This window comes from Actinocrinis sp. (assembly GCF_035946395.1).
In the GTDB taxonomy this organism is placed as follows: Bacteria; Actinomycetota; Actinomycetes; order Streptomycetales; family Catenulisporaceae; genus Actinocrinis.
On the sequence record NZ_DASYZI010000390.1, the window covers coordinates 1 to 21931 of the forward strand.

The following is a 21931-nucleotide window of genomic DNA, read 5'->3' on the forward strand; positions in this document are numbered from 1 at the left end:
GTCGGAGCGTCGGAGCGTCGGAGCGTCGGAGCGTCGGAGCGTCGGAGCGTCGGAGCGTCGGAGCGTCGGAGCGTCGGAGCGTCGGAGCGTCGGAGCGTCGGAGCGTCGGAGCGTCGGAGCGTCGGAGCGGTGGAAGCCGTGCTCGCTTAGTCGACGCAGTCGGGTATCGCAATAGGCGAGGTAGTAGTCGAGTACTGGTGTGTGCCGCATCCTGGTTGGCCGGGGTGCGGCACCGCTGTGTAAGGCGCCGTACGGCGTCGGCGAGCTGCTGAGCGAAGGATGCGGGTCGGGATGATGGCGACGGGCAGTGCGGGTGGCGTGGGCAGCGCTGGTAATGCAGGTAATGCACGCAATGTGCCGTGGCTGGTGGTCGGCTTGGGCAATCCGGGGCCGGGCTATGCGGCGACTCGGCACAACGCAGGGTTCATGGTGGCTGATCTGCTCGTCGAGCGGATGGGCGGCCGGTTCAAGGCGCATAAGGGCGCTGCGGACTTGGTCGAGGGCCGGATCGCCGGAGTCCGGGTGGTGCTCGCCAAGCCGAAGTCGTTCATGAACCTGTCTGGTGGGCCGACTGCTTCGCTGCGTGACTTCTTCAAGGTGCCGGTGGAACGGATCGTGGTGGTGCACGACGAGCTGGATCTGCCGTTCGGGACGCTGCGGCTCAAGCGCGGCGGCGGGGACAACGGGCACAACGGGTTGCGCTCGATCACGAAGTCGATTGGCACTCGTGAATATCTGCGGGTGCGATTCGGGATTGGCCGTCCGCCGGGGCGGCAGGATCCGGCGGACTTCGTGCTCAAGCCGTTCTCCGCGGTGGAGAACAAGGATCTGGCGTTTCACGTGGACCGGGCTGCTGACGCGGTCGAGGCGTTGGTGACCGAGTCGTTGGAGTCTGCGCAGAATCGGTTCCATGTGGACGCGTGAGCTGTGGTGGGTGTGTGAGTTTTGGTGATGCGTGAGTTGTGTGGTGGTGCGCGACGCGTGGTGACGCGTGGTCATGTGTGGTGATGTGTGACAGGCGGTGCGGTGGCAGGGGATGGGGCAAGCAGTTGGCGTCCGATCCTGGCGGCACTTCCTAACCTCCTATGCGGTTGCGCTGCGGGAACTTTTTGACCTCGATCTGGCCGGGCTCGCTGCGGCCAACCGGGCCGAGGTTGCACGGAGGAGATGGGGGGGGAGGCGGGGAGGGTAGCGGGCGGTGGGGGCGTGGTGGGTCGTGGTTGGGCGCCGGTGCGAGGATGGTGCGGTGACCTACGACTACGAAGCTCCCGAGTCCCAGAAGCTGTTCGACCGCGCGCAGGTTGTGACGCCGGGCGGGGTGAACTCGCCGGTGCGGGCGTTTCGCGGGGTCGGGGGGACGCCTCGGTTCATGGTGTCCGGAAAGGGCGCTTATCTTACCGATGCCGACGGGCGTTCATACGTCGATCTGGTCTGCTCGTGGGGGCCGCTGATTCTCGGGCATGCGCATCCGGCGGTGATCGAGGCGACGTCGGCGGCGCTCGTTCGTGGTACTTCGTTCGGGACGCCCAGCGAGGGCGAGGTCGCGCTGGCCGAGGAGATCGTGGCGCGGATCGAGCCGGTCGAGCAGTTGCGGCTGGTCTCCTCGGGGACCGAGGCGACCATGTCGGCGATCCGGCTCGCGCGCGGCTTCACCGGCCGCGCAAAGGTGGTCAAGTTCGCAGGCTGCTATCACGGGCACGTGGATTCGCTGCTCGCCGCGGCCGGGTCGGGGGTCGCGACGCTCGGGCTGCCGGACACGCCCGGCGTGACGGGTGCTCAGGCGGGGGACACGATCGTCCTGCCGTACAACGACATCGAGGCGGTGCGCGCCGCGTTCGCCGAGTACGGCGAGCAGATTGCGTGCGTGATCACTGAGGCGGCCGCAGGCAATATGGGCGTCGTGCCGCCGGTTGTGGGTTTCAACGCGGGGCTGCGCGAGCTGTGTCATGCACACGGAGCGCTGTATATCTCCGATGAGGTGATGACCGGATTCCGCTCGTCGCGCGCCGGTTGGTTCGGGATCGACGGGGTCGTGCCCGACCTGATGACCTTCGGCAAGGTGATGGGCGGCGGTTTCCCGACGGCGGCATTCGGCGGCCGGGCCGAGGTGATGGCGCGCCTCGCGCCTGCTGGGCCGGTGTATCAGGCCGGGACGCTGTCCGGAAATCCGGTGGCGACTGCGACCGGGCTGGCGACGCTGCGTCATTGCACGCCGGAGGTGTATCGGGGGCTGGACGAGACGGCGCGGATGGTTGCCGATTTGGCGTCGGAGGCGCTGGCTAAGGAAGGCGTGGCGCACCGGGTGCAGTTCGCGGGGACGATGTTCTCCGTCTTCTTCGCCGATGAGCCTGTGACGGACTATGCGGCGGCGAAGCGGCAGGACACTGAGCAGTTCAAAGCGTTCTTCCACGCGATGCTGGCTCAGGGCGTGTACCTGCCGCCGAGTGCGTTCGAGGCCTGGTTCGTATCGGCCGCGCACGACGCGGGTGCGGTCGAGCGGATCGCGGCGGCGTTGCCGTTGGCGGCGCGTGCCGCTGCCGCTGTGGGTGCGTAACGCGGCGGGAGTCGGCGAGAGCGTGACGGAGGTGCGGCAGGATCGTGGCGTGGTGGGTGCGTAACACGGCGCCGCATGCGTTGGGCGTTGAAGGGTTGCGGGTGCGACCGCGTAACCAACCGTTTGCGTGCCTCACATAAGATGCGCGGCATGACGCAGATCGATCCCGGTGTGAAGACCACGGTTCACCTCATGCGCCACGGTGAGGTGTACAACCCGACCGGGATCCTCTACGGCAGGTTGCCCGACTTCCACCTCTCCGAACTCGGCCGCAAGATGGCTGAGCGCGGCGCCGAGTTCTTCGTCGACCGCGACATCGTCGCGGTGGTCGCCTCCCCGTTGGACCGTGCCCAGGAGACCGCGACGCCGATCGCGACCCGGCTGGGACTGGAGATCGGCACCGACGGGCGGCTCATCGAGGCGGCCAACGAGTTCCAGGGCAAGCGCTTCAGTGTGGGCGACGGCGTGCTCAAGCAGCCCTCGGTGTGGCCGAAGCTGTACAACCCGTTCACGCCGTCCTGGGGCGAGCCGTACGTCGAGCAGGTCTCGCGGATGCGCGCCGCGCTCGAAGCCGCGCGGGACAAGGCGGTCGGCCACGAGGCGGTGTGCGTCAGCCACCAGTTGCCGATCTGGGTGACCAGGCTCGCTGCCGAGCACCGGCGCCTGTGGCACGACCCGCGAAAGCGCCAGTGCACGCTGGCCTCGGTGACCTCGTTCCACTATGTCGGCGTGCAGTTGGTCGGCATCGAGTACCACGAGCCGGCCAAGGATCTGCTGCCGGTGAAGAGCACGAAGAAGTTCGTCGCCGGGGCGTGACGCGGCGTCATGGGGGTCGGCTGAGCCCCGGCGGAGCGTGAACGCCGCCGGTTTGGACCGAATACCCCCCGTGACTGCGCCCGAATACCACCGTGCGAGACTCTTCGCATGGTCCTACCCGTGGGTCGATCCCGTTCCCGCCGCAGCGCCGTCGCAAACGCGTCGGCTCTGGTCGGAGCGGCGTTCGCGGGTGCCGCGCTGCTGAGCGGATGCGCAAACAGCACCGGCGGCACGGGCGACACCGGGTATGTCGGCACGACCACCACAGGCATCACGAGCTACGCGGCCGCGCAGCGGGTTGCCGCGCCAGTGCTGTCCGGTACCACGCTCGACGGCAAGAAGCTGTCGCTCAGCGACTACCGTGGCAAGGTCGTCGTGGTGAACGTGTGGGGGTCCTGGTGCTCGCCGTGTCGGCGCGAGGCTCCCGCGCTTGAGGAGACCTACCAGAAGTACCAGGCCAAGGGCGTGCAGCTCCTCGGCATCAACGTCCGGGACGACAACGCCGCCGCGCTGGCCTTCGTGAGCTCGGACTCCATCACGTACCCCTCGTTGCAGGACCCGGACGAGACGCTGCTGCTCCAGTTCAAGACGATCGTGCCGCCGACCGACATCCCGAGCAGCATCATCGTGGACCGCGACGGCAAACTGGCCGCCCGGATCATCGGCGAGGTCACCGAGCCGCAGCTGATGCAGGCGCTCGACAAGGCGTTGGGCGAGAGCTGACGTGTCCACTGCCGGTGTCGTGTCGGTGATCAACGGCGGGTCGCTGCTGCTGGCCGTGCCGGTAGCGCTGGCCGCCGGCGCGGTCTCCTTCGCGTCGCCGTGCGTGCTGCCACTGGTACCGGGCTACCTCTCGTATGTCACCGGCATGTCAGCGGTCGACGCGCAGGACACGCAGGCCCGCGCCACACTCGCGCTCGCCGGTGGTGCTGGCGGGATTGGCGAGGTCGGCGTCGTAACGCGCCCTCGGGTGCTGCGCGGGCGCACGATCCTCGGCGCGGCGCTGTTCGTGCTGGGCTTCACCGCCGTGTTCGTCTCGGCGGGGGCGGCCTTCGGGTACGCGGGCGCGAACCTGATCAGCCATCAGCGGATCCTGGAACAGGTCCTCGGCAGCCTGGTCATCGTGCTCGGATTGTTCTTCGCGGGCGCCGTCCCGGGGCGTTGGTCGGGCTGGCTGCAACGCGACGCCCGGCTGCACTATCGTCCGACCGTCGGACTGGTCGGCGCTCCGCTGCTCGGCGTTCTGTTCGGCGTCGGGTGGACTCCTTGCCTGGGGCCGACGCTCACCGCAGTGCAATCGCTGGCCTGGACACAGGCGTCGGCGGGGCGCGGTGCGTTCTTGTCGGCCGCGTACTGCCTCGGGCTCGGCCTACCGTTCATCGTGACCGCCATCGCGTTCCGCAGGGCGATGACCGCCTTCGGCTGGATCAAGCGGCACTATGGTGCGGTAACGCGCACAGGTGGCGGGATGCTCATCGTCGTGGGGGCGGCGATGGTCAGCGGGGCGTGGGATCACCTGATCCACCTGATGCAGGGGTGGATCACCGGCTTCAGCCTGCCGTTGTGACGGCCGGGCGCGCGAGGACGGGACGACGCGAGATGGACCAGGGCGAGAACGTGACGCAGCAGGCGGATGATCTGGCCGAGCCTGATGCCGCAGCTGGGTCGCAAGCTCCGGCAGGAGCCGACGGCGCTGCTGAGCTCGACGTCACGGCGTCTGATGTCACCGTGCCCAATATCGCGGCGCCGGATGTCACCGCTGAGGCGGTCGCCGACGAGGCCGGCTTCGAGGACATGCACGACGCTGGTCGGATGTCCACCGCCCCGCGCGCCGACTCGTTCGTCGCGGTCCCCAGGCTCGGCGCAACGGAACTGCTGCGCTGGATGTGGCGGCAACTCACCTCGATGCGGATCGCGCTGACGCTGCTGTTCCTGCTCTCGGTCGCCGCCATCCCCGGTTCGCTGCTGCCGCAGCGCGAGATCGACCCGAACAAGGTGCTCCAGTTCTTTTCGGCGCACCCGGGTTGGGCGCCGTTCCTGGACCGGCTGCAACTGTTCGACGTCTTCGAGTCGGTGTGGTTCGGCGCGATCTACAGCCTGCTGTTCGTTTCGCTGATCGGCTGTATCCTCCCGCGCTCGGCGGCGCACTATCGGGCCATGCGCGGTGCGCCGCCCGCAGCTCCGCGCAATCTCAAGCGGCTGCCGGTGCACGCCTCGTTCCGCACCACTGCCCCTGCCGATGAGGCGCTGGCCGCGGCAGCCAAGCGGCTCAAGGGCCGACGCTTCCGCAGCACCACGGGTTCGGACGCCGCCGGAAACTGGGTCTCCGCCGAGAAGGGCTACCTGCGCGAAACCGGGAACCTGCTGTTTCACCTCGCGCTGATCGGCATCCTCGTCGCGGTCGCGATCGGCCATTTCTTCGGCTTCAAGGGCGCGCGGCTGGTCACCGAGGGCACCGGCTTCTGCGACACGGTCGCCGGGTACGACACGCTGACGATGGGTCAGGCAGTGTCCGCCGCGGATCTGCCGCCCTTCTGCATCAAGCTGAACAAGTTCAGCGCGACCTACCAGGACAGCGGTGACCAGTTCGGCCAGCCGCGCAGCTTCGACGCGTACGTCGTTTACCGGGCCACGCCGAGCAGCCCTGCGCAGAACGTGGACGTCAGGGTGAACAGCCCGATCACGGTGAACGGCACCAACGTCTTCCTGGAGGGTCACGGCTACGCTCCGGTCGTCACGGTGCGGGACGGCACTGGCCGGGTCGTGTACGACGGACCGGTCACCTTCCTCGGCCTGAACGCGAACTTCGTCTCCAACGGCGCGATCAAGGTGCCCGACGCCAAACCCAGGGGACTCGGCTTCCAGGGCTGGCTGCTGCCGACGGCGGTCCAGTTGCCCGGCTCGATGCCCACTTCGATGTTCCCGGCGGCGCAGAACCCGGAGCTGATCCTGGCCGCGTACGCCGGAGACCTGGGCATGGACGGCAGCGGCTCGCAGAGCGTGTACACGCTCGACGTGAGCAAGATGACCCAGTTGGATGTCAAGAGCAAGACGAACCCGGCGGCCGGCAACGCGCTGGAACTGGCGGTCGGCCAGAGTGCGGCCCTGCCGAACGGCCTCGGCTCGATCACCTTCGACGGGGTCAAGCAGTGGGCGCAGTTCAACATCGCCTACGATCCCGGCCAGCCGATCGCGCTCGGATCCGCGGTGGCGGCCGTGCTCGGCCTGCTCGGCTCGCTGGGCATCCGGCGCCGCCGGATCTGGGTCCGGGTCACCGAGCAGACCGACGGCACCCGGCTGATCGAGGTCGCGGGGCTGGCCCGCACCGAGGGCGCGACGCCGACGGCTGAGGTCACCGAGACCGCCGAGGCGTTGGCCGGGCGGCTCACCGTTGTTTCCGAGGACGTTGTTTCCGAAGACGCTGTGCCCGAAGGCGCTGCGTCCGACGAAGCCAAGTCCGACGAAGCCGCACCTGACGACACGTCCACAGTCGGCGACGCGCCGTCGGCTGAACTTCCGAGACAGCAGCGCACGTCCACCCCGCGCACTGGAGCATCCGCGTGAGCATCAACGAGAACTTCGCGCACTACAGCAACCTGTTCATCGCGCTGGCCCTGGTCGCCTACGCGGCGGCGTTCTTCGGGTACTGCGCCGAGTGGGCCTTCGGCTCGCGTTCCCGGATCGGCGCGAAGGCTTCCTCGGTCGGACAGCAGAGCGCGGCCGTGCCGGCGCAGCGCGCCGCGGAGCAGGCGACGGCGTCGGTCGGCGCCTCCGGCGTCGCGGTGCTGACCCGCACCGCGGACGAGGCGGAGGAGCCCACCGTCGCGGGCGGCTCGCTGCGCGCCGAGGCCGTCGGCCGCTTCGCCGTGATGGCCACCGTGATCGGCTTCGCGCTGCACTTCGCCGGGGTGCTCTTCCGCGGCCTGTCCGCGCACCGCGTGCCGTGGGCGAACATGTACGAGTTCTCCTGCGCAGCCGCGCTGGCGATGGCCTTCGCCTACCTTGTGCTGCTGGCCACGGGCCGCAAGGCACGGTGGCTCGGACTGCCGGTCTCGTTCATCGTGCTGGTCACCCTCGGCCTGGCCTACACGGTGCTGTACACCGACGCCGAGGAACTCGTTCCGGCGCTGCACTCCTACTGGCTCTACATCCACGTCACCGCCGCCGTGCTCTCCACCGGGGCGTTCGGCGTCGCGACGGTCGCCACGATCCTGTACCTGCTCAAGGCGGCGGCCGAGGAGGGCAAGCTGCCGTGGCTGAGCGGCCCGCTCCAGCGCGTGCCCTCCTCCGGAACGCTCGACCGGACGGCGTACCGCGTCATCGCGTTCATCTTCCCGCTGTGGACCTTCGCGGTGATCGCCGGCGCGATCTGGGCGGAGAAGGCCTGGGGCCGCTACTGGGGCTGGGACCCCAAGGAGACCTGGTCGTTCATCGTCTGGGTGATCTACGCGGCGTACCTGCACGCGCGGGCGACGCACGGCTGGAAGGGGCGCGCCGCCGCCTGGATCGCCCTGGCCGCTTTCACCTGCGTCATGTTCAATTACTTCGGCGTCAACACATTGCTCACCGGCAAGCACAGCTACGCGGGGCTGTAGAGGCGGCCCCGCACGGTTCAGGCCAAGCCCCGTGGCGTGATTCCCAGCAACCGGCTACAGGTCAGGAGCGTCCTGAAAGGGGATAAGAGGGGACTGCGGCCGCGAATCCGTTCCGTCGGCGCCCTCGTGCCGGTGGAAGGAATCTGACCAGATGAGCGACGATCGCGGCTGGTACCCGGAGTACGGGTCCGACGATCGCGGTGGCGAGGGGCGATACCGGGATGAATCCGGTCACGATCCCTATGCTCAGGGTCAGAGGTCAGGCCGCCCCGCACGCGGGGATGGCCAGCCGCCGTACCGTGGTGATCGGGGTGACCGTGGTGATCGGGCCGGACAGCCGCCGCGTGACCTGTACCAGCCTCCGCGACCGTCACAGCGCCAGCCGCGGTCGGGCGACGCGTACGGCCGCCAGGGCGACGATGGGTACGGTGGCGCTGGGCATGACAACGGTGGGTACGACAACGGACGCGGCTATGGCGATCAGGGCCGTGGACAGGGTGGATACGACGAGTGGGCGCCGGGCTCCGGCGGACGTGGCGCCAGTCGGCCCGTAGATGCGTACCCGGGTCGTGACCGGTACGGCGACAACGCCGCCTGGCCCCCCGTCGACGGGCGGTCGCAAGGCCAAGGACGACGTGGCCCGCGTGGTGGCGACGGCGATCCCGACGGCTGGTCACCCCGCGGCGGGAATGGTGCCGACCAGACCAGGGCAGGACGCAGGTCGGCGGCGGCCTCCGGTTCGGTGGGCCTCGCGGGGGAACAGGTCGCCGAGGGGCACATCAACGAGGACATCGATCTCGACGAGGTCGACCCTTCCGGCCACGCCCGCCGAGCGGCCGAGGCGGCGGGCGGCGGCAGGAAGCCGCCGACCCGCAAGCGCAAGGCGGTCAAGTGGACCGCGATCGGCATCTCCACCACGCTGGTGTTGATACTCTCCATCGGTGCGTACGTGATCCTGCACCTGACCGGGAACATCAAGCACACGGCGCTGCTACAGAACGGCGTCAGCCAGGCGCCCGAGCCGGTCGACAAATACGGCCGTTCGCCGCTCAACATCCTGGTGATCGGGTCGGACACCCGGAACAACCCGGCGGACTGCAAGATCGGCGGCGACTGCGGTCCAGGTTCGAACGCGGACGTCGAGATGCTCGTGCACCTGTCCGCCGACCGCTCCAACGCCACGATCATGTCGATACCGCGTGACACCATGGTCACCCTTCCGCACTGCACCGACCCGACGACCCACAATTCCGGCGGCGGCTTCCTCTCGACGATCAACAGCTCGCTGCAATGGGGCCCGTCGTGCACGGTCACCGCGGTGCACGACCTGACCGGGCTGACCATCGACCACTTCGTGATGGTGGACTTCGTCGGCGTCGAGACGATGTCGAATGCGCTCGGCGGCGTGCAGGTCTGCGTCAGCGCGAGCATGTACGACCCCTACTCGCACCTGCGGCTGAACAAGGGCGACAACATGGTGCAGGGCGCCAGCGCGCTGGCGTTCGTCCGCTCGCGCCACAGCTTCTACGACGGCTCGGACCTCGGCCGGGAGAAGGCGCAGCACTACTTCCTGTCGGCGATGATCCGCGAGGTGCGCGCCAACATGAACCTGTCCGACTTCACCACCCTCTTCAAGGTGGCGGACGCGGCGACCAAGGCGCTGACGGTGGACGATGGGCTGAGCGGAGTCACCGGGCTGGAGGGCCTGGCGATAACGATGAACCGGGTGCCCACCGACCGGATCTCGTTCGTCACCATGCCGTGGAACCTCGACCCGAACAACCAGTCACACGTGATGGTCGCCCACCCCTACGCCGACCAGATGTTCCAGAACATCGCCAACGACGTCTCCTACTCGGCCGGATCGAGCACGGCCGCCAAGCCGGCCGCCCCGGCGCCGTCCACCAAGGCCAGCACGCAGGCCGCACAGGCCCCGCAGAACCTGGCGTCGCCGACGGTCGCCGTGAACAAGGCCGCCGTACACGTCCAGGTCCTCAACGGCAGCGGCGTCTCCGGTCGCGCCGGCACGGTCAAGGACGCGCTGGTCAACGACGGGTTCTCACTCGCCTCGGTCGGCGGTAACTCGTCATCGGCCGCCACGACGAAGATCTACTATCCGTCCACCCGCAGCGACTCCGCCGCCACGGTGGCGTACGCGCTCGGGCTGCCGAGTTCCGCGATGGTCGAGTCGAGCGCGTACTCCGAGGTGACCCTGGTGCTCGGCGCCGACTGGACCTCGGGCACGACGTTCGGCGGCGGCTCCGCGTCGGGCACGTCCTCCGGCTCCGGCACGACGACCAGCGCGCCGCCGACCGCGGCCGCGTCCGCGCCGGCAGTCTCCTCCCTGTCGAACGCCGCGACGACCGGTGGCTGCGTGCCCGTGAACCCGTCCTACATCGTTAAGTAACAGAGCGGCTGCGTGCGCGTGCACGCACAATGGTGCAGTGGTAACGCAGCAACCGGCAGCCTCGCGCCCCTGGGTCATCCTCAGCTTCACCACGTCGCTCGACGGCTACCTCGACGACACGACGTCGCAGCGTCTCCTGCTGTCGAACGACGCCGATTTCGATCGAGTGGACGAGTTGCGGGCCTCCGTGGACGCGATCCTCGTCGGCGCGGGCACGGTGCGTGCCGATAATCCACGCCTGCTCGTGCGCTCACCACAGCGGCGCTCAGCGCGCGCTGAGCGCGGCGAACCGGAGAGCCCGCTGCGTGTTGTCGTCTCCGGCACCGGTGACGTCGACCGTGACGCGGCCGTCTTCATCGCTGAGGGCGCCGAGACGATGCTCTACTTGGGGCCTGGCTCGGGCCGACCGGTCGAATTCGGCGGCCTGCTCGACGACTTGGCGCGGCGCGGCGTACGACGACTGATGGTCGAGGGCGGCGCCTCGGTCATCACCCGGTTCCTCGCCGAGGATCTCGCCGACGAGATCCAGGTCTCCGTCGCGCCGTTCCTCGTCGGCGACCTGGCAGCGCCGCGCGCGTTCGGTCCCGGCGGATTTCCGCAGTCGCCCGATCGCAGGATGATCCTGGCTGACACGCGCGCCATCGGCGACGTGCAGTTCTCCCGCTACCTCGTGAATCGCGGGCCGGCGCAGCCCGCGCAGCTCGACGCGTACCTGTTGCGGCTGGCCGTCGAACTGTCCCGGTCCTGCCCGCCTGCCGATGGCGCGTACTCCGTCGGCGCGATCGTCGCCGACGCGCAGGGTACGGTCATCTCCACCGGCTACTCCCGTGAGCTGCTGCGCGGCCTCGGCGATCCGGACAAGAACCACGCCGAGGAGGTCGCGCTCACCAAGCTCGCCCACAGCCGGAGGCCGCTAAGCCAACACAGCAGCGACCCGGGGCTGACGACGATGACCGCACGGCCGGGCCCCACAAAGCCGACGCTGTATACGTCCCTCGAACCCTGCTCGCCGCGCGCATCCCGGCCGCTCAGCTGCACCGACCACATCCTGGCCGCCGGGATCCCGCGCGTCGTGCTGGCGCTGCGTGAGCCCGCGCTGCTCGCGGTCTGCGATGGCGCGGACCGGCTGCGCGCGGCCGGAGTGGAGGTCGTCGAGCTGCCCGAGCTCGCCGCTCAGGTGCGGGCCGTCAACGCCCATCTGCTCGGCTAGGCTGCCACAGCAGCAGGCACTGGCCACGTGGATACTTGACGCATGGCCTACGAAGATCTGCGCTCGTTCCTCAAAACGCTGGAGCGGGAGGGGGAACTGCGCCGGATCAAGGCCCAGGTGGATCCCTACCTTGAGGTCGGTGAGATCACCGACCGGGTGCAGAAGGCGCACGGCCCCGCGCTGCTGTTCGAGAACGTCAAGGGCAGTGACTTGCCATTGGCCATGAACGTGTTCGGCACGCAGCGTCGGCTGTGCCTGGCTCTCGGGATCAAGAGCCTCGACGAGATCGGCGAGCGGATCGGCGAGTTGCTCAAGCCCGAGCTGCCGCATGGCCTCTCCGGCTTCAAGGACGCGCTCGGCAAGGTCGCGCAGCTGCGTTCAGTTCCGCCGAAGCACGTCAAGGGCGCGCCGTGCCAGCAAATCGTACTGACGGATGATCAGGTCGACCTGAACGCACTGCCGGCGCTGCACACCTGGCCGCAGGACGGCGGCGCGTTCTTCAATCTCGGCCTCACCCACACCAAGCACCCGGAAACCGGGCAGCGCAACCTAGGCCTTTACCGATTGCAGCGGCACGACGCGCGCACCATCGGCATGCACTGGCAGATTCACAAGGACTCGACGAACCACTACGCGGTCGCCCGGCGCCTCGGCGAGCGGCTGCCCGTGGCTATCGCGTTCGGTTGCCCCCCGGTCGTGACATACGCAGCGACGGCGCCGCTGCCCGCCGATGTCGACGAGTACTTGTTCGCCGGTTTCATCCAGCGTGAGCGGATCGAGCTGGTCGGCTGCAAGACCGTTCCGCTTCAGGTCCCGGCGCAGTGCGAGGTCGTCCTCGAAGGCTGGCTCGAACCTGGCGTGACGCGCCCCGAGGGTCCGTTCGGCGACCACACCGGGTTCTACACGCCGATCGAACCGTTCCCCGCGCTGACTGTCACCGCCGTCACGATGCGTAAAGACGCGATGCTCCAGTCGATCGTCGTCGGTCGGCCGCCGACTGAGGACGGACCGCTGGGAAAGGCGACGGAGCGGTTCTTCCTGCCGCTGCTCAAGATGATCGTCCCGGACATCGTCGACTACGACCTGCCGGAGACCGGCGGCTTCCACAACTGCGCGATCGTCTCGATCGACAAGCGCTACCCCAAGCACGCGCAGAAGGTGATGAACGCGATCTGGGGCGCGCACCTGATGTCGCTGACCAAACTCATCGTGGTCGTGGACGCCGACTGCGACGTGCACGACTACGCCCAGGTCTCCTGGCGTGCCTTCGGCAACGTGGACTACGCGCGCGACCTGCTGCTGACCGAGGGCCCGGTGGACCATCTCGACCACGCCTCGTATCAGCAGTTCTGGGGCGGGAAGATCGGCATCGACGCGACCCGTAAGCTGCCGGAGGAGGGCTACACGCGCAACGGCGGCTGGCCCGAGATGATCGCTTCGGATCCGGCCACCGCCGCGACGGTGGACCGCCGCTGGAAGGAATACGGCCTGTGAAAGTGCGGGCGCTGTGAAGGGGACCAGGCTGTGAGCGCGGTGGCGGCGCCGGCCGAGACCGTCGGCGAGAAGTTCAAGGCCTTCAAGAGCCTGGTGCTGCTTGAGCACTCGGTCTTCGCGCTGCCCTTCGCGTTCATCGCCGCGCTCAGCGCGATGTTCCGCGCGTCCTGGACCGTGCACTGGCTCCAGCTGCTGCTGATCACCCTGGCGATGATCGGCGCGCGCACCTTCGCCATGGCGGTCAACCGGATCATCGACCGGGAGTTCGACGCGAAGAACCCGCGCACCGCCAGGCGCGAGTTGGTCACCGGCGTGCTCACGGTCAAGACGGCCTGGATCGGCGCGGTGCTGGCTCTCGGCCTGTTCCTCGGCGCGGCCGCCTCGCTCAACACGCTGACGCTCGCGCTGGCGCCGCTGGCCGTCGTGCCGCTGGTCGTCTATCCGTACGGCAAGCGCTTCACGAACGTGCCGCACGCGCTGCTGGCGCTCGCGCAGTCGATCGGCCCGATCGGCGCGTGGATCGGGGTGACCGGGGCGTGGTCGTGGAGCGCGGTCGTGCTCGGCCTCGCGGTCGGCATCTGGATCGGCGGCTTCGATCTGATCTTCGCACTACAGGACGTGGCGACCGACCGCGAGCAGGGTCTCGGCTCGGTCCCGGCGCGCTGGGGCGTCGCCGTCGCGCTCTTCGCTGCCCGCGTGTCGCACGCGGTGACCACCGGCCTGTTCATCTGGTTCGGCCTGCTCACCGGCGCGGGCGTGTTCTGGTGGGTGGGCGTGGTCGTCGTCGCCGGAGCCTTCGTATATGAGCACTCGCTACTGCGTCCGGATGACCTCTCCCGGCTGAACCGTGCCTTCTTCACCGTGAACGGTTTTGTCGGCATCGCGCTGTTCTGCTTCGCGCTACTGGATCTGGTGGCACGCGGCCTGCACCCGTGACGAACCGCGCCCATGACGGCTTGTGGTCGATGTCGGCAGCGGTCGAGGTCAGTGAAGGTGCCGGTATCCACCGACGTTGACAAGACGGACCATGGACGCGAGACTGTCGCGTCCTGATTCGTCATTTCAACGTACTTATCTGGGGGAGCCGTGAGCTTCGAGAGTCCGGCAGGCCAATCCGCGGCTGGGGATGCCGCACCGCTGACGCCACCGCCGTTCGCACCGCCTGTGCAGGTTGGCGAACCGGCCCAAGGCGTGCCGCAGTTCGGCGCTGCCTCTGCCACCGCCACCGCGCAGTACCCGCCCAACGCTGGATACTCGGCGGCCGGATACCCGACGGCGGCGTCGGTGATGGCTCGGCCGAACTCCGGACTGCCCATCGCGCTGCTGGTGCTCTGCGGTCTCTACATCATGCTGTGCCTCGTCGAGATCTTCGCCCTCTTCAGCCGCGCCTCGCTGGCGAACAAGGTGCTCACCGACCCGACCTCGGTCACCATCGATCAGGCGAACTCGGCGGACAACCTGGTCAGCGGGGTGAGCCTGGTGGCGATCGTCGTCTTCCTCGCCCTCCTCGTCGTGCTCGGGGTCTGGCAGCGCTCGTTGCGTAAGGTCCTCACGCTGACCGGACGGTACCGGGACGTGCTCAAGGCGGCCGGCTACCAGTACTTCCGCGCCGCCTATCTGATCATGATCCTGCTCGCAGTCGTGCTGCGGGACAACGGGAACAACCTCGCGACGCCGCAGGATGTCGTCAGCCACGACCACAATTACATGCTCTACTTCGCGGCCCGGGCGGTGCTCGGCGGCCTGCTGATCTTCCTCACGCTGCGGCTCAGGCGTGCCTCTGACAGCGCGCTGATGACTCCTCTCGACGCGAATATCCCGTACGCGGCCAACTACCTCGGGCGCTGACGCGCACCCTGCGGTCCGGAACACTGTGGCCCAGAACAGCGTGGTCCAGAACAGCGTGGCCCGCAGCAGGGTGGCCCGGATTCGTCTCCGGGCCACACGCGGGCAATCATTGAGGGCATGAGCGACGCGCAACCTCGCAGGCCGTGGATCGTCGGTGTGTCCGGAGCGTCCGGTACTCCATACGCGGCCGCGGCGTTGCGCGGGCTGCTTGCCGCGGGGGAGAGCATCGATCTGATGATCAGCCGAGCCGCGCGGCTCACTCTGTTGGACGAGACCGGCATCGCCTTCCGCGACGCGCACTGGCGTGACGATCTCGCGCAGTGGCTCGGCTGGCACGTGGATGCTGAACCGCAGGCGCCTAAGTGGCTGGACGCGGTGCGGTACTGGCCTGCGGGTGACCTTGCCGCCGGGCCGTCTTCCGGCAGCTACCCGGCGAAAGGGATGCTGGTGATCCCCGCGTCCACGGCGGCCGTGGCGGGCGTCCGGCTCGGCCTGTCGAAGGACCTGTTGCAGCGTGCCGCCGACGTGACCCTGAAGGAACGCAGGCCGCTGGTCGTCGTCGTGCGTGAGACGCCGCTGAACACGCAGACGCTGGAGCATCTTCTTGCGCTGAGCCGCGCCGGGGCGGTGGTGCTGCCCGCGTCGCCCGGGTTCTACGCCGGCGCGCGGGACGTGCAGCGGCTCGTCGACTTCGTGGCGGGCAAGGCGCTCGACGTACTCGGCGTCGACCATGACCTGCTGCGCCGGTGGAGCGGCGAACTGGGGGCGGCGCAGTAGCCTTATCCGAATCGACTTCGCCGCAGAGAGGTTGCGCCGTGGACGCCGTGGACCGCACGCTGATCGAGGCGTTGCGCGCCAACGGCCGAGCGACTTACGCCGAGCTCGCTCGGCTGGTCGGGTTGTCCGGGCCGACCGTGACGGATCGGATCAACCGACTGGAGCAGGCCGGAGTGATCTCCGGCTACCGGGCCGTGATCAGCCCGGGCGCGGTCGGCCTCGGCGTGACCGCACTGATCGGCGTGCTGCTCTCGGACGCCGCCGACCTCGACGACGTCGGCCGCAGACTGCGGGACGTCCCCGAGATCGAGGACTGCTGGTTCGTCGCCGGTGAGGAGTCCTACCTGCTCAAGGTGCGCGCCGCCGATCCGTACGGCCTGGAGAAGATCATCGGCCGGCTCAACCACATCCGCGGCGTCGCGCGCACCCGCACCACGGTCGCGCTGTCTACCAAGTGGGAGGGGCGGCAGCAACCGCTCGACGAGGACCGCAGCTGAGAGCCGTCGGCGTGGACATCAGGCCGTCGGCCGTACGCCCGATCGGGTGGCGTAGGCTCGTGGATTGACCAACCCGCCCCGACCAGGGAGGCCGCAGCCGATGGACGCCGGACTCAAGCGCGAGCTCGAAGCGAAGGTGCTGGCCGGGGAGCGGCTCGGCTTCGACGACGGCGTGGCGCTCTACGCGACCGACGACCTGGCCTGGCTCGGCGAGCTGGCCCACCACGTGCGCACCGTGAAGAACGGCGACCGCGTGTACTTCAACGTCAACCGGCACCTCAACATGACGAACGTATGCTCCGCCTCCTGCGCCTACTGCTCGTTCCAGCGCAAGCCCGGCGAGAAGGACGCGTACACCATGCGCATCGAGGAAGCGGTGCGGCTCGCGAAGCAGATGGAGCCGGACGGCATCACCGAGCTGCACATGGTCAACGGACTGCACCCGACGCTGCCGTGGCGCTACTACCCGAAGTCGATCCGCGAGCTGAAGGCCGCGCTTCCCGGCGTGTCCATCAAGGCGTTCACCGCGACCGAGATCCACTGGTTTGAGAAGATCTCCGGGCTGGGCGCCGGCGAGATCCTGGACGAGCTGATCGACGCCGGGCTCGAATCGCTGACCGGCGGCGGCGCGGAGATCTTCGACTGGGAGATCCGCTCGAAGATCGTGGATCACGCCACGCACTGGGAGGACTGGTCACGTATCCACCGGCTCGCACACAGCAAGGGGCTGCGTACGCCGTCGACGATGCTTTACGGGCACATCGAGGAGCCCAGGCACCGAGTCGACCATGTACTGCGGCTGCGTGAGCTCCAGGACGAGACTGGTGGCTTCGCCGTGTTCATCCCGCTGCGCTTCCAGCACGACTTCCACGACTCGAAGGACGGCAAGCAGCGCAACCGGCTGATGACGCAGCCGATGGCCACAGGTGCGGAGGCGCTGCGAACCTTCGCCGTCTCACGGCTGCTGCTGGACAACTTCGACCACGTCAAGTGCTTCTGGGTCATGCATGGTCTGACGACCGCACAGCTGGCGCTCAACTACGGCGTCGACGACCTGGACGGCTCGGTGGTCGAATACAAGATCACGCACGATGCCGACAAGTTCGGCACCCCGGACAAGATGACGCGCGACGACCTGCTGGAGTTGATCCGCGACGCCGGGTTCACGCCGGTCGAGCGCAATACGCGGTACGAGATCGTGCGCGAATTCGACGGTCCGGACCCGGAGCGCCGCGAACAGCCCCAGGTGATGACGTTCGCCTAGGGCACATACGAGGTATGTGTTCCCTTACCGTGCAGGTGTGAGAGTGAGGGTGTGTCTTAGACACGCCCTGGCGGGCGGAGAGTTTCCGCTGCACCCCATCGGGAGGGGACGCGTGCATGACCGAGGCAGTACTCGACGCTCCGGATCCGGACGCGGCGGCCGATACGTCTTCTTCGAACTCGACCGTGGCTGGCGGCGCAGGGTCGGCCGTCGCGCAGCGGCTGGCGAGCCTACAGCCGCCCATGAAGCCACGGTCGAGTTCGAAGAGCCCCGATGCGGGCGCGGCCGTCGTGCGAGAGTCGGAGTCTCCGGGACCTCCATCGGTCAATTCGTCCTCGTCCGTTTCCGCATCGGTGGACTCTTCGACGACTCCATCCATATGGCGTAGCCGCGACTACCTCAGCTGGTGGACCGGCACGACGGTCTCCGCGCTCGGCTCGACGCTGTCGGCGATCGCGTTCCCGCTGCTGATGCTCTACCAGACCGGTTCGGTCGCCCAGGCGGGTGCCATCGCGGCGCTGGAGAACGTCGGCCGGCTGACCACGCTGCTGATCGGCGGCGTGCTCGCGGACCGCTTCTCCCGAAAGGCGCTGCTGGTGGGCGCGCCGATGATCCAGGCGCTCGCGGTCGGCGCGGTCGTGCCGCTCGTGTTGACCCGGCACGTCTCGGTCTACTCGCTCGGCGCGGTCGCCGTCGTCCAGGGCGTGGTCAACGGGCTCAGCGGCGGCGCCATGATGCCCGCACTCAAGCGGATCGTCCCGGCGGAGCAGTTCCCCGCGGCCTCGGCATCCCGGCAGGGCCGCGACATGGCGGCCGAACTGGTCGGGCCGCCGATCGGCGGAATCCTCTTCGCCGCCGCGCGCTGGGCGCCGTTCGTCGGCGACGCCCTGTCGTATCTCGCCGCCGCGCTCGGCTCGGGGCTGATCCGCACCCCGCTCGGTCCGGAGCTGGGCGAGGACACGCCGCGCGAGCCGATGCGCCGTCAGCTCGCCGAGGGCTGGCGGTTCATCCGATCGAACGACTACATGCGCTTCATCACGACCTGGATCCCGGTTGTCAACGCCCTGTTCATGGTGCTCTTCCTGCTCGTCCTCGCGCTCATCCGGCACCGCGGCGGCGGCCCGGTCTCAGTTGGCACGGCGAACGCCATTGCGGCGATCGGCGGCTTGACCGGCGCCGTCTGCACGCCGTGGCTGGTGCGGAGGATACGCAGCCGAACACTTGTCGTCGCTGCGTCCTGGGTGCTGGCTGCGGGTGTGATCGCGGCCGCGTTCGTACCGCACCCGTGGGAGATCGGCGCCGTCTTCGCGGCGGCCCTGGTGATGGCCGCGCCGCTGTACTCGGTGTTCGAGACCTATCAGGTGAAGATCGTCCCGGACGAGCTGTACGGCCGGGTGTCCACGCTGCTCACCTTTCTCAGCGTCGGCCTGCTGTGGGTGGCCCCGATCGTCGCCGGCCTGCTCGCGGACTTCTTCGGCCCGGTGACCGCGCAGGTGGTCGGCGGCGGCGTGCTCGCGGCGCTCGCGGTCTGGGTGCAGTCCGCGAAGTCACTGCACCAGCTCGACGAGGACCGGTGACGGACTGCTGCGGCGTTCGTGCGGAGGATCTCGAAACTACATGCGCAATACGGAAAGTTCATGCATACTTGATCCATGACGCTGGAATTCACGGTCGATCCCGAGCTGACCGAGGGACTGCGGGCCGAAGTAGTCGCCTGCTGGGCCGACGTGACCAATGCGGGTGGGTCGGTCGGCTTCATCCCGCCGGTCACGATGGACGACATACTGCCCATCGCCGCGCGGGCCTTCGCGGGCGTGGCCGCGGGTCACAACCGTCTCGTCATCGGCCGTGAGCGCGAGACGACCGCTCGCGCCGATGCGGGCGCAGAGATCAGCGCGGCTGTCGATACAGGCGCAAGCGCAGGAGCCGATGTCAGTGCAGGCACCGGTGACGGCCGACTGGCGGCGCTCGCCTTCCTGACCGACGAGCGCAGCCTGCTCACCGAGCACTGGCGCATGGTCAAGCGGGTGATGGTGCACCCGGACTTCCAGGGCCGCCGTTACGGCACGCTGCTGATGGCCGAGGTCGAGCGGATAGCCCGCGTCATGGGTCTCGAACTGCTCGCGCTGGACTGCCGTGCGGGCACCGGTAACGACGAGTTCTACAAGAAATGCGGCTACACCGAGTACGGCAGGCTGCCCGGGGCGCTGCGGATCGGCCCGGACGACTACCGGGACCGGGTCCTGATGGCCATGTCGCTGAGGGGGTGAGGTACCGTGAGATGGTACCCACCACAAAGGATTCCCGACCATGACCGAGCAGATCGGCGACCGGAAGACGGCCACAGCCACAGCCACTGCGACACGTGCCGCCACAGCCGCGACTGTCGCCGAGCTCAAGGGCGGGCCCGGCAAGGGCAAGTCCGCTGCCGCGAAGGACAAGCCGGCTGCGACGTCCGCGTCGGCGCCGCAGTCTGCCGCCTCACCGAGTGCCGCCTCACCGAGTGCGGACTCGCAAACTGCCGATTCACAGGCTGCCGACTCACAATCTGCTGGCGCCGGGACGGCGCCGGTCTTCGCGACCCGTCACGCGGTGCTGCGATACACCACGCTCCGGCTCGCGCTGTTCCTCGCCGCGCTGCTGCTCGTCTGGGGTGTGGCGGTGCTCTTCGGCATGGACCTGAGCTCGCAGCTGTCCAGGCTCACCCTGCTCGCCGTAGCCCTGCTGGTGTCCAGCGCGGTCTCGTTCATCACGCTGTCCAAGTACCGGGACGCGATGTCGGCCGGCATCGTCGACCGCACCCAGCGGCTGGGCAAGAAGTTCGACGACGCGGCCTCTTTCGAGGACGAGGACGAGGACGAATAAGCCGCGCAGGCGGAACCCGCGGACCGCCTCGTACATCCAAGCTGTCGCCGTCACGTTCGGCGGCGGTGCGGTGGATGGGGAGACGCGGGGATCCGGGGATCCGGGGATCCGGGGATCCGGGGATCCGCAGTCGGTGCACGCCGATCGGTTCGTCGCGCTCGGCGGCCCCGGCGATCTGCTCTACCTTGCCGAGTTCGGCGGCTGCTCCCGACTGCGGTTCCCGACCTGGTATCTCTCGCAGGTGGTTCCCGACCTGACGGACCGCCTGGCTGCGGTCGGGATCGACTAGCGGCGTAGGGTGCTGGACGTGTTGCGTCCTGCAAGCTGGTCCAGGCTGGCGGGTGGAAGTCCCGTCCGGGTAAGCACCGGAGCGCCCGGTAGCAGGCCCCGGTTCGTCGGAGAGATCCGGCGGGCTGAGCGGGGTGTCGAGAGCCTCTTTGGAGGGAGCAACAGCGCGGGCCGTAGCGTCAAGCGAACTTTGCAGCCTCGTCAAACTCACAACGGGAGAGCCGAGCCGGTCATGTCGCGGCGAAGGCCATGTCCGTCAGGCTCCGGTCCGGGGTTAGCCTGTCGGGTCTCTCCGGGGTACGGAAGATGGCACGTGCTGAAAGTCTGGGCCGGAACAGGAGAGACCCGTCTGCGCACGCCCTTGTCGGGGCAGAGACCGAAGGTATAAGCCGATGGTGAAGTCCTTCGGAGTGCAGCGGGAGTCCGAGGGGGTCGTAGTACCGGTGATCGGCGTGCAACATAACGCGCCGGGAGGGAAGGGCCCTCGCTTTGATCGTGCTGGCGAAGAGGGTAAGCGCTGGGGCATGACGGGGTTAGCCTCGTCCAACCACCCCGACGGGCCGTCGCCCGTCGTACCAGTCGACTCGACCGCGCAACTCGGGGCGGCGAGCGTCGCGAAGGTGCGAGAACTTCAACGCAAGCTATGGACTGCGGCCAAGCAGTCTCCGGAGCGGCGTTTCCATGCCCTGTATGACCGTGTTCACAGGGGTGACGTCCTGTGGGAGGCGTGGGAGCGGGTCCGGGAGAACCGTGGAGCGGCCGGGGTCGATCGAGTGACCCTGGCGGATGTGGAGGCCTACGGGGTTGGCCGGATGCTCGGCGAACTCCAGCAGGATCTTCGCGAAGGAGGGTATCGTCCGGCGCCGGTGCGGCGTCAGGTGATCCCGAAACCAGGTGGTTGGCGCGGTTTGGGTATTCCCACGGTGCGCGACAGGGTGGCCCAGCAGGCCGCGAAGCTGGTGCTGGAACCGATCTTCGAGGCCGACTTTCTTGAGGTCTCGTACGGGTTCCGGCCCAAGCGGTCGGCGACGATGGCGATGGAGCGGCTGCGTGTCGGCTTCATCAAGGGCCGGGTCTTTGTCGTGGAGTTCGACATCCGCAGCTATTTCGACCGGATCGAGCATGACCGGCTCCTTAGGCTGGTTGGTCGTCGGGTTTCGGATCGTCGGGTGCTTAAGCTGCTGCGTTTGTGGCTCCAAGCGGGTGTGATGACGGATCAGGGTGTCGAGCGGACGGTCGCCGGTACCCCGCAGGGCGGCGTGATTAGCCCCTTGCTCTCCAACATCTACCTGCATGTCCTGGATGCCGAGCTGACG

At 68.4% G+C, this 21931-nt stretch carries 20 protein-coding genes; all 20 read left to right on the forward strand.

Features of this window, described 5'->3' with window-relative positions; translation table 11 throughout:
* The first annotated feature begins 294 nt into the window (after positions 1–294).
* The gene (gene pth / locus VGS97_RS24195) at positions 295–924 is read left to right on the forward strand and encodes an aminoacyl-tRNA hydrolase (RefSeq protein ID WP_326855936.1); all 630 of its coding nucleotides are present in this window, start codon (positions 295–297) and stop codon (positions 922–924) included.
* 322 nt (positions 925–1246) lie between these two features.
* Positions 1247–2554 carry a glutamate-1-semialdehyde 2,1-aminomutase gene (hemL, locus tag VGS97_RS24200; RefSeq protein WP_326855937.1) on the forward strand — a complete coding sequence of 436 codons (1308 nt, stop codon included), beginning with the start codon at positions 1247–1249 and terminating at the stop codon, positions 2552–2554.
* Between the two features lie 150 nt (positions 2555–2704).
* A complete protein-coding gene (locus VGS97_RS24205; protein WP_326855938.1) occupies positions 2705–3370 on the forward strand; it encodes a histidine phosphatase family protein in 666 nt (221 codons plus the stop codon).
* Positions 3371–3490: 120 nt separating this feature from the next.
* A complete protein-coding gene (locus tag VGS97_RS24210) occupies positions 3491–4093 on the forward strand; it encodes a TlpA disulfide reductase family protein (protein ID WP_326855939.1) in 603 nt (200 codons plus the stop codon).
* 1 nt (position 4094) lies between these two features.
* Positions 4095–4937, forward strand: a complete 843-nt coding sequence (locus VGS97_RS24215) for a cytochrome c biogenesis CcdA family protein (RefSeq protein ID WP_326855940.1) — start codon at positions 4095–4097, stop codon at positions 4935–4937.
* A 32-nt stretch (positions 4938–4969) separates the two neighbouring features.
* Positions 4970–6934 carry a cytochrome c biogenesis protein ResB gene (gene resB, locus VGS97_RS24220; RefSeq protein ID WP_326855941.1) on the forward strand — a complete coding sequence of 655 codons (1965 nt, stop codon included), beginning with the start codon at positions 4970–4972 and terminating at the stop codon, positions 6932–6934.
* Positions 6931–7965: a c-type cytochrome biogenesis protein CcsB gene (gene ccsB, locus VGS97_RS24225; RefSeq protein WP_326855942.1), complete on the forward strand. Its 1035-nt coding sequence runs from the start codon at positions 6931–6933 to the stop codon at positions 7963–7965. Before resB ends, ccsB begins: the two co-directional genes overlap by 4 nt.
* A gap of 742 nt (positions 7966–8707) precedes the next feature.
* Complete coding sequence (locus VGS97_RS24230) at positions 8708–10372, forward strand: LCP family protein (RefSeq protein ID WP_326855943.1); 1665 nt, start codon at positions 8708–8710, stop codon at positions 10370–10372.
* Positions 10373–10409: 37 nt separating this feature from the next.
* Positions 10410–11582: a dihydrofolate reductase family protein gene (locus VGS97_RS24235; protein ID WP_326855944.1), complete on the forward strand. Its 1173-nt coding sequence runs from the start codon at positions 10410–10412 to the stop codon at positions 11580–11582.
* Positions 11583–11624: 42 nt separating this feature from the next.
* The gene (locus VGS97_RS24240) at positions 11625–13076 is read left to right on the forward strand and encodes a menaquinone biosynthesis decarboxylase (RefSeq protein ID WP_326855945.1); all 1452 of its coding nucleotides are present in this window, start codon (positions 11625–11627) and stop codon (positions 13074–13076) included.
* Between the two features lie 30 nt (positions 13077–13106).
* Entirely contained in the window at positions 13107–14012 is a 906-nt protein-coding gene (gene mqnP, locus VGS97_RS24245; protein WP_326855946.1) for a menaquinone biosynthesis prenyltransferase MqnP, read from the forward strand.
* 228 nt (positions 14013–14240) lie between these two features.
* The gene (locus tag VGS97_RS24250) at positions 14241–14924 is read left to right on the forward strand and encodes a hypothetical protein (protein WP_326855947.1); all 684 of its coding nucleotides are present in this window, start codon (positions 14241–14243) and stop codon (positions 14922–14924) included.
* Between the two features lie 117 nt (positions 14925–15041).
* Positions 15042–15701 carry a UbiX family flavin prenyltransferase gene (locus tag VGS97_RS24255; protein WP_326855948.1) on the forward strand — a complete coding sequence of 220 codons (660 nt, stop codon included), beginning with the start codon at positions 15042–15044 and terminating at the stop codon, positions 15699–15701.
* A 38-nt stretch (positions 15702–15739) separates the two neighbouring features.
* Complete coding sequence (locus VGS97_RS24260; protein ID WP_326855949.1) at positions 15740–16198, forward strand: Lrp/AsnC family transcriptional regulator; 459 nt, start codon at positions 15740–15742, stop codon at positions 16196–16198.
* 100 nt (positions 16199–16298) lie between these two features.
* Complete coding sequence (gene mqnE / locus VGS97_RS24265; RefSeq protein ID WP_326855950.1) at positions 16299–17462, forward strand: aminofutalosine synthase MqnE; 1164 nt, start codon at positions 16299–16301, stop codon at positions 17460–17462.
* A gap of 116 nt (positions 17463–17578) precedes the next feature.
* Positions 17579–19039 carry an MFS transporter gene (locus VGS97_RS24270; RefSeq protein ID WP_326855951.1) on the forward strand — a complete coding sequence of 487 codons (1461 nt, stop codon included), beginning with the start codon at positions 17579–17581 and terminating at the stop codon, positions 19037–19039.
* 75 nt (positions 19040–19114) lie between these two features.
* A complete protein-coding gene (locus tag VGS97_RS24275) occupies positions 19115–19732 on the forward strand; it encodes a GNAT family N-acetyltransferase (RefSeq protein WP_326855952.1) in 618 nt (205 codons plus the stop codon).
* 40 nt (positions 19733–19772) lie between these two features.
* Positions 19773–20327, forward strand: a complete 555-nt coding sequence (locus VGS97_RS24280) for a DUF4229 domain-containing protein (protein WP_326855953.1) — start codon at positions 19773–19775, stop codon at positions 20325–20327.
* Positions 20328–20460: 133 nt separating this feature from the next.
* Entirely contained in the window at positions 20461–20616 is a 156-nt protein-coding gene (locus VGS97_RS24285; RefSeq protein WP_326855954.1) for a hypothetical protein, read from the forward strand.
* A 391-nt stretch (positions 20617–21007) separates the two neighbouring features.
* A partial coding sequence (locus tag VGS97_RS24290; RefSeq protein ID WP_326855955.1) for a reverse transcriptase domain-containing protein occupies positions 21008–21931 on the forward strand: 924 nt, incomplete at its 3' end.

What these genes read in the sequence shown, in the direction of transcription:
- resB (WP_326855941.1), top strand. Translation starts at nt 4,970, where the DNA reads ATGGACCAGGGCGAGAACGTGACGCAGCAGGCGGATGATCTGGCCGAG.
- VGS97_RS24280 (WP_326855953.1), top strand. Translation starts at nt 19,773, where the DNA reads ATGACCGAGCAGATCGGCGACCGGAAGACGGCCACAGCCACAGCCACT.
- pth (WP_326855936.1), top strand. Translation starts at nt 295, where the DNA reads ATGGCGACGGGCAGTGCGGGTGGCGTGGGCAGCGCTGGTAATGCAGGT.
- VGS97_RS24255 (WP_326855948.1), top strand. Translation starts at nt 15,042, where the DNA reads ATGAGCGACGCGCAACCTCGCAGGCCGTGGATCGTCGGTGTGTCCGGA.
- mqnE (WP_326855950.1), top strand. Translation starts at nt 16,299, where the DNA reads ATGGACGCCGGACTCAAGCGCGAGCTCGAAGCGAAGGTGCTGGCCGGG.
- VGS97_RS24270 (WP_326855951.1), top strand. Translation starts at nt 17,579, where the DNA reads ATGACCGAGGCAGTACTCGACGCTCCGGATCCGGACGCGGCGGCCGAT.
- VGS97_RS24240 (WP_326855945.1), top strand. Translation starts at nt 11,625, where the DNA reads ATGGCCTACGAAGATCTGCGCTCGTTCCTCAAAACGCTGGAGCGGGAG.
- VGS97_RS24205 (WP_326855938.1), top strand. Translation starts at nt 2,705, where the DNA reads ATGACGCAGATCGATCCCGGTGTGAAGACCACGGTTCACCTCATGCGC.
- VGS97_RS24275 (WP_326855952.1), top strand. Translation starts at nt 19,115, where the DNA reads ATGACGCTGGAATTCACGGTCGATCCCGAGCTGACCGAGGGACTGCGG.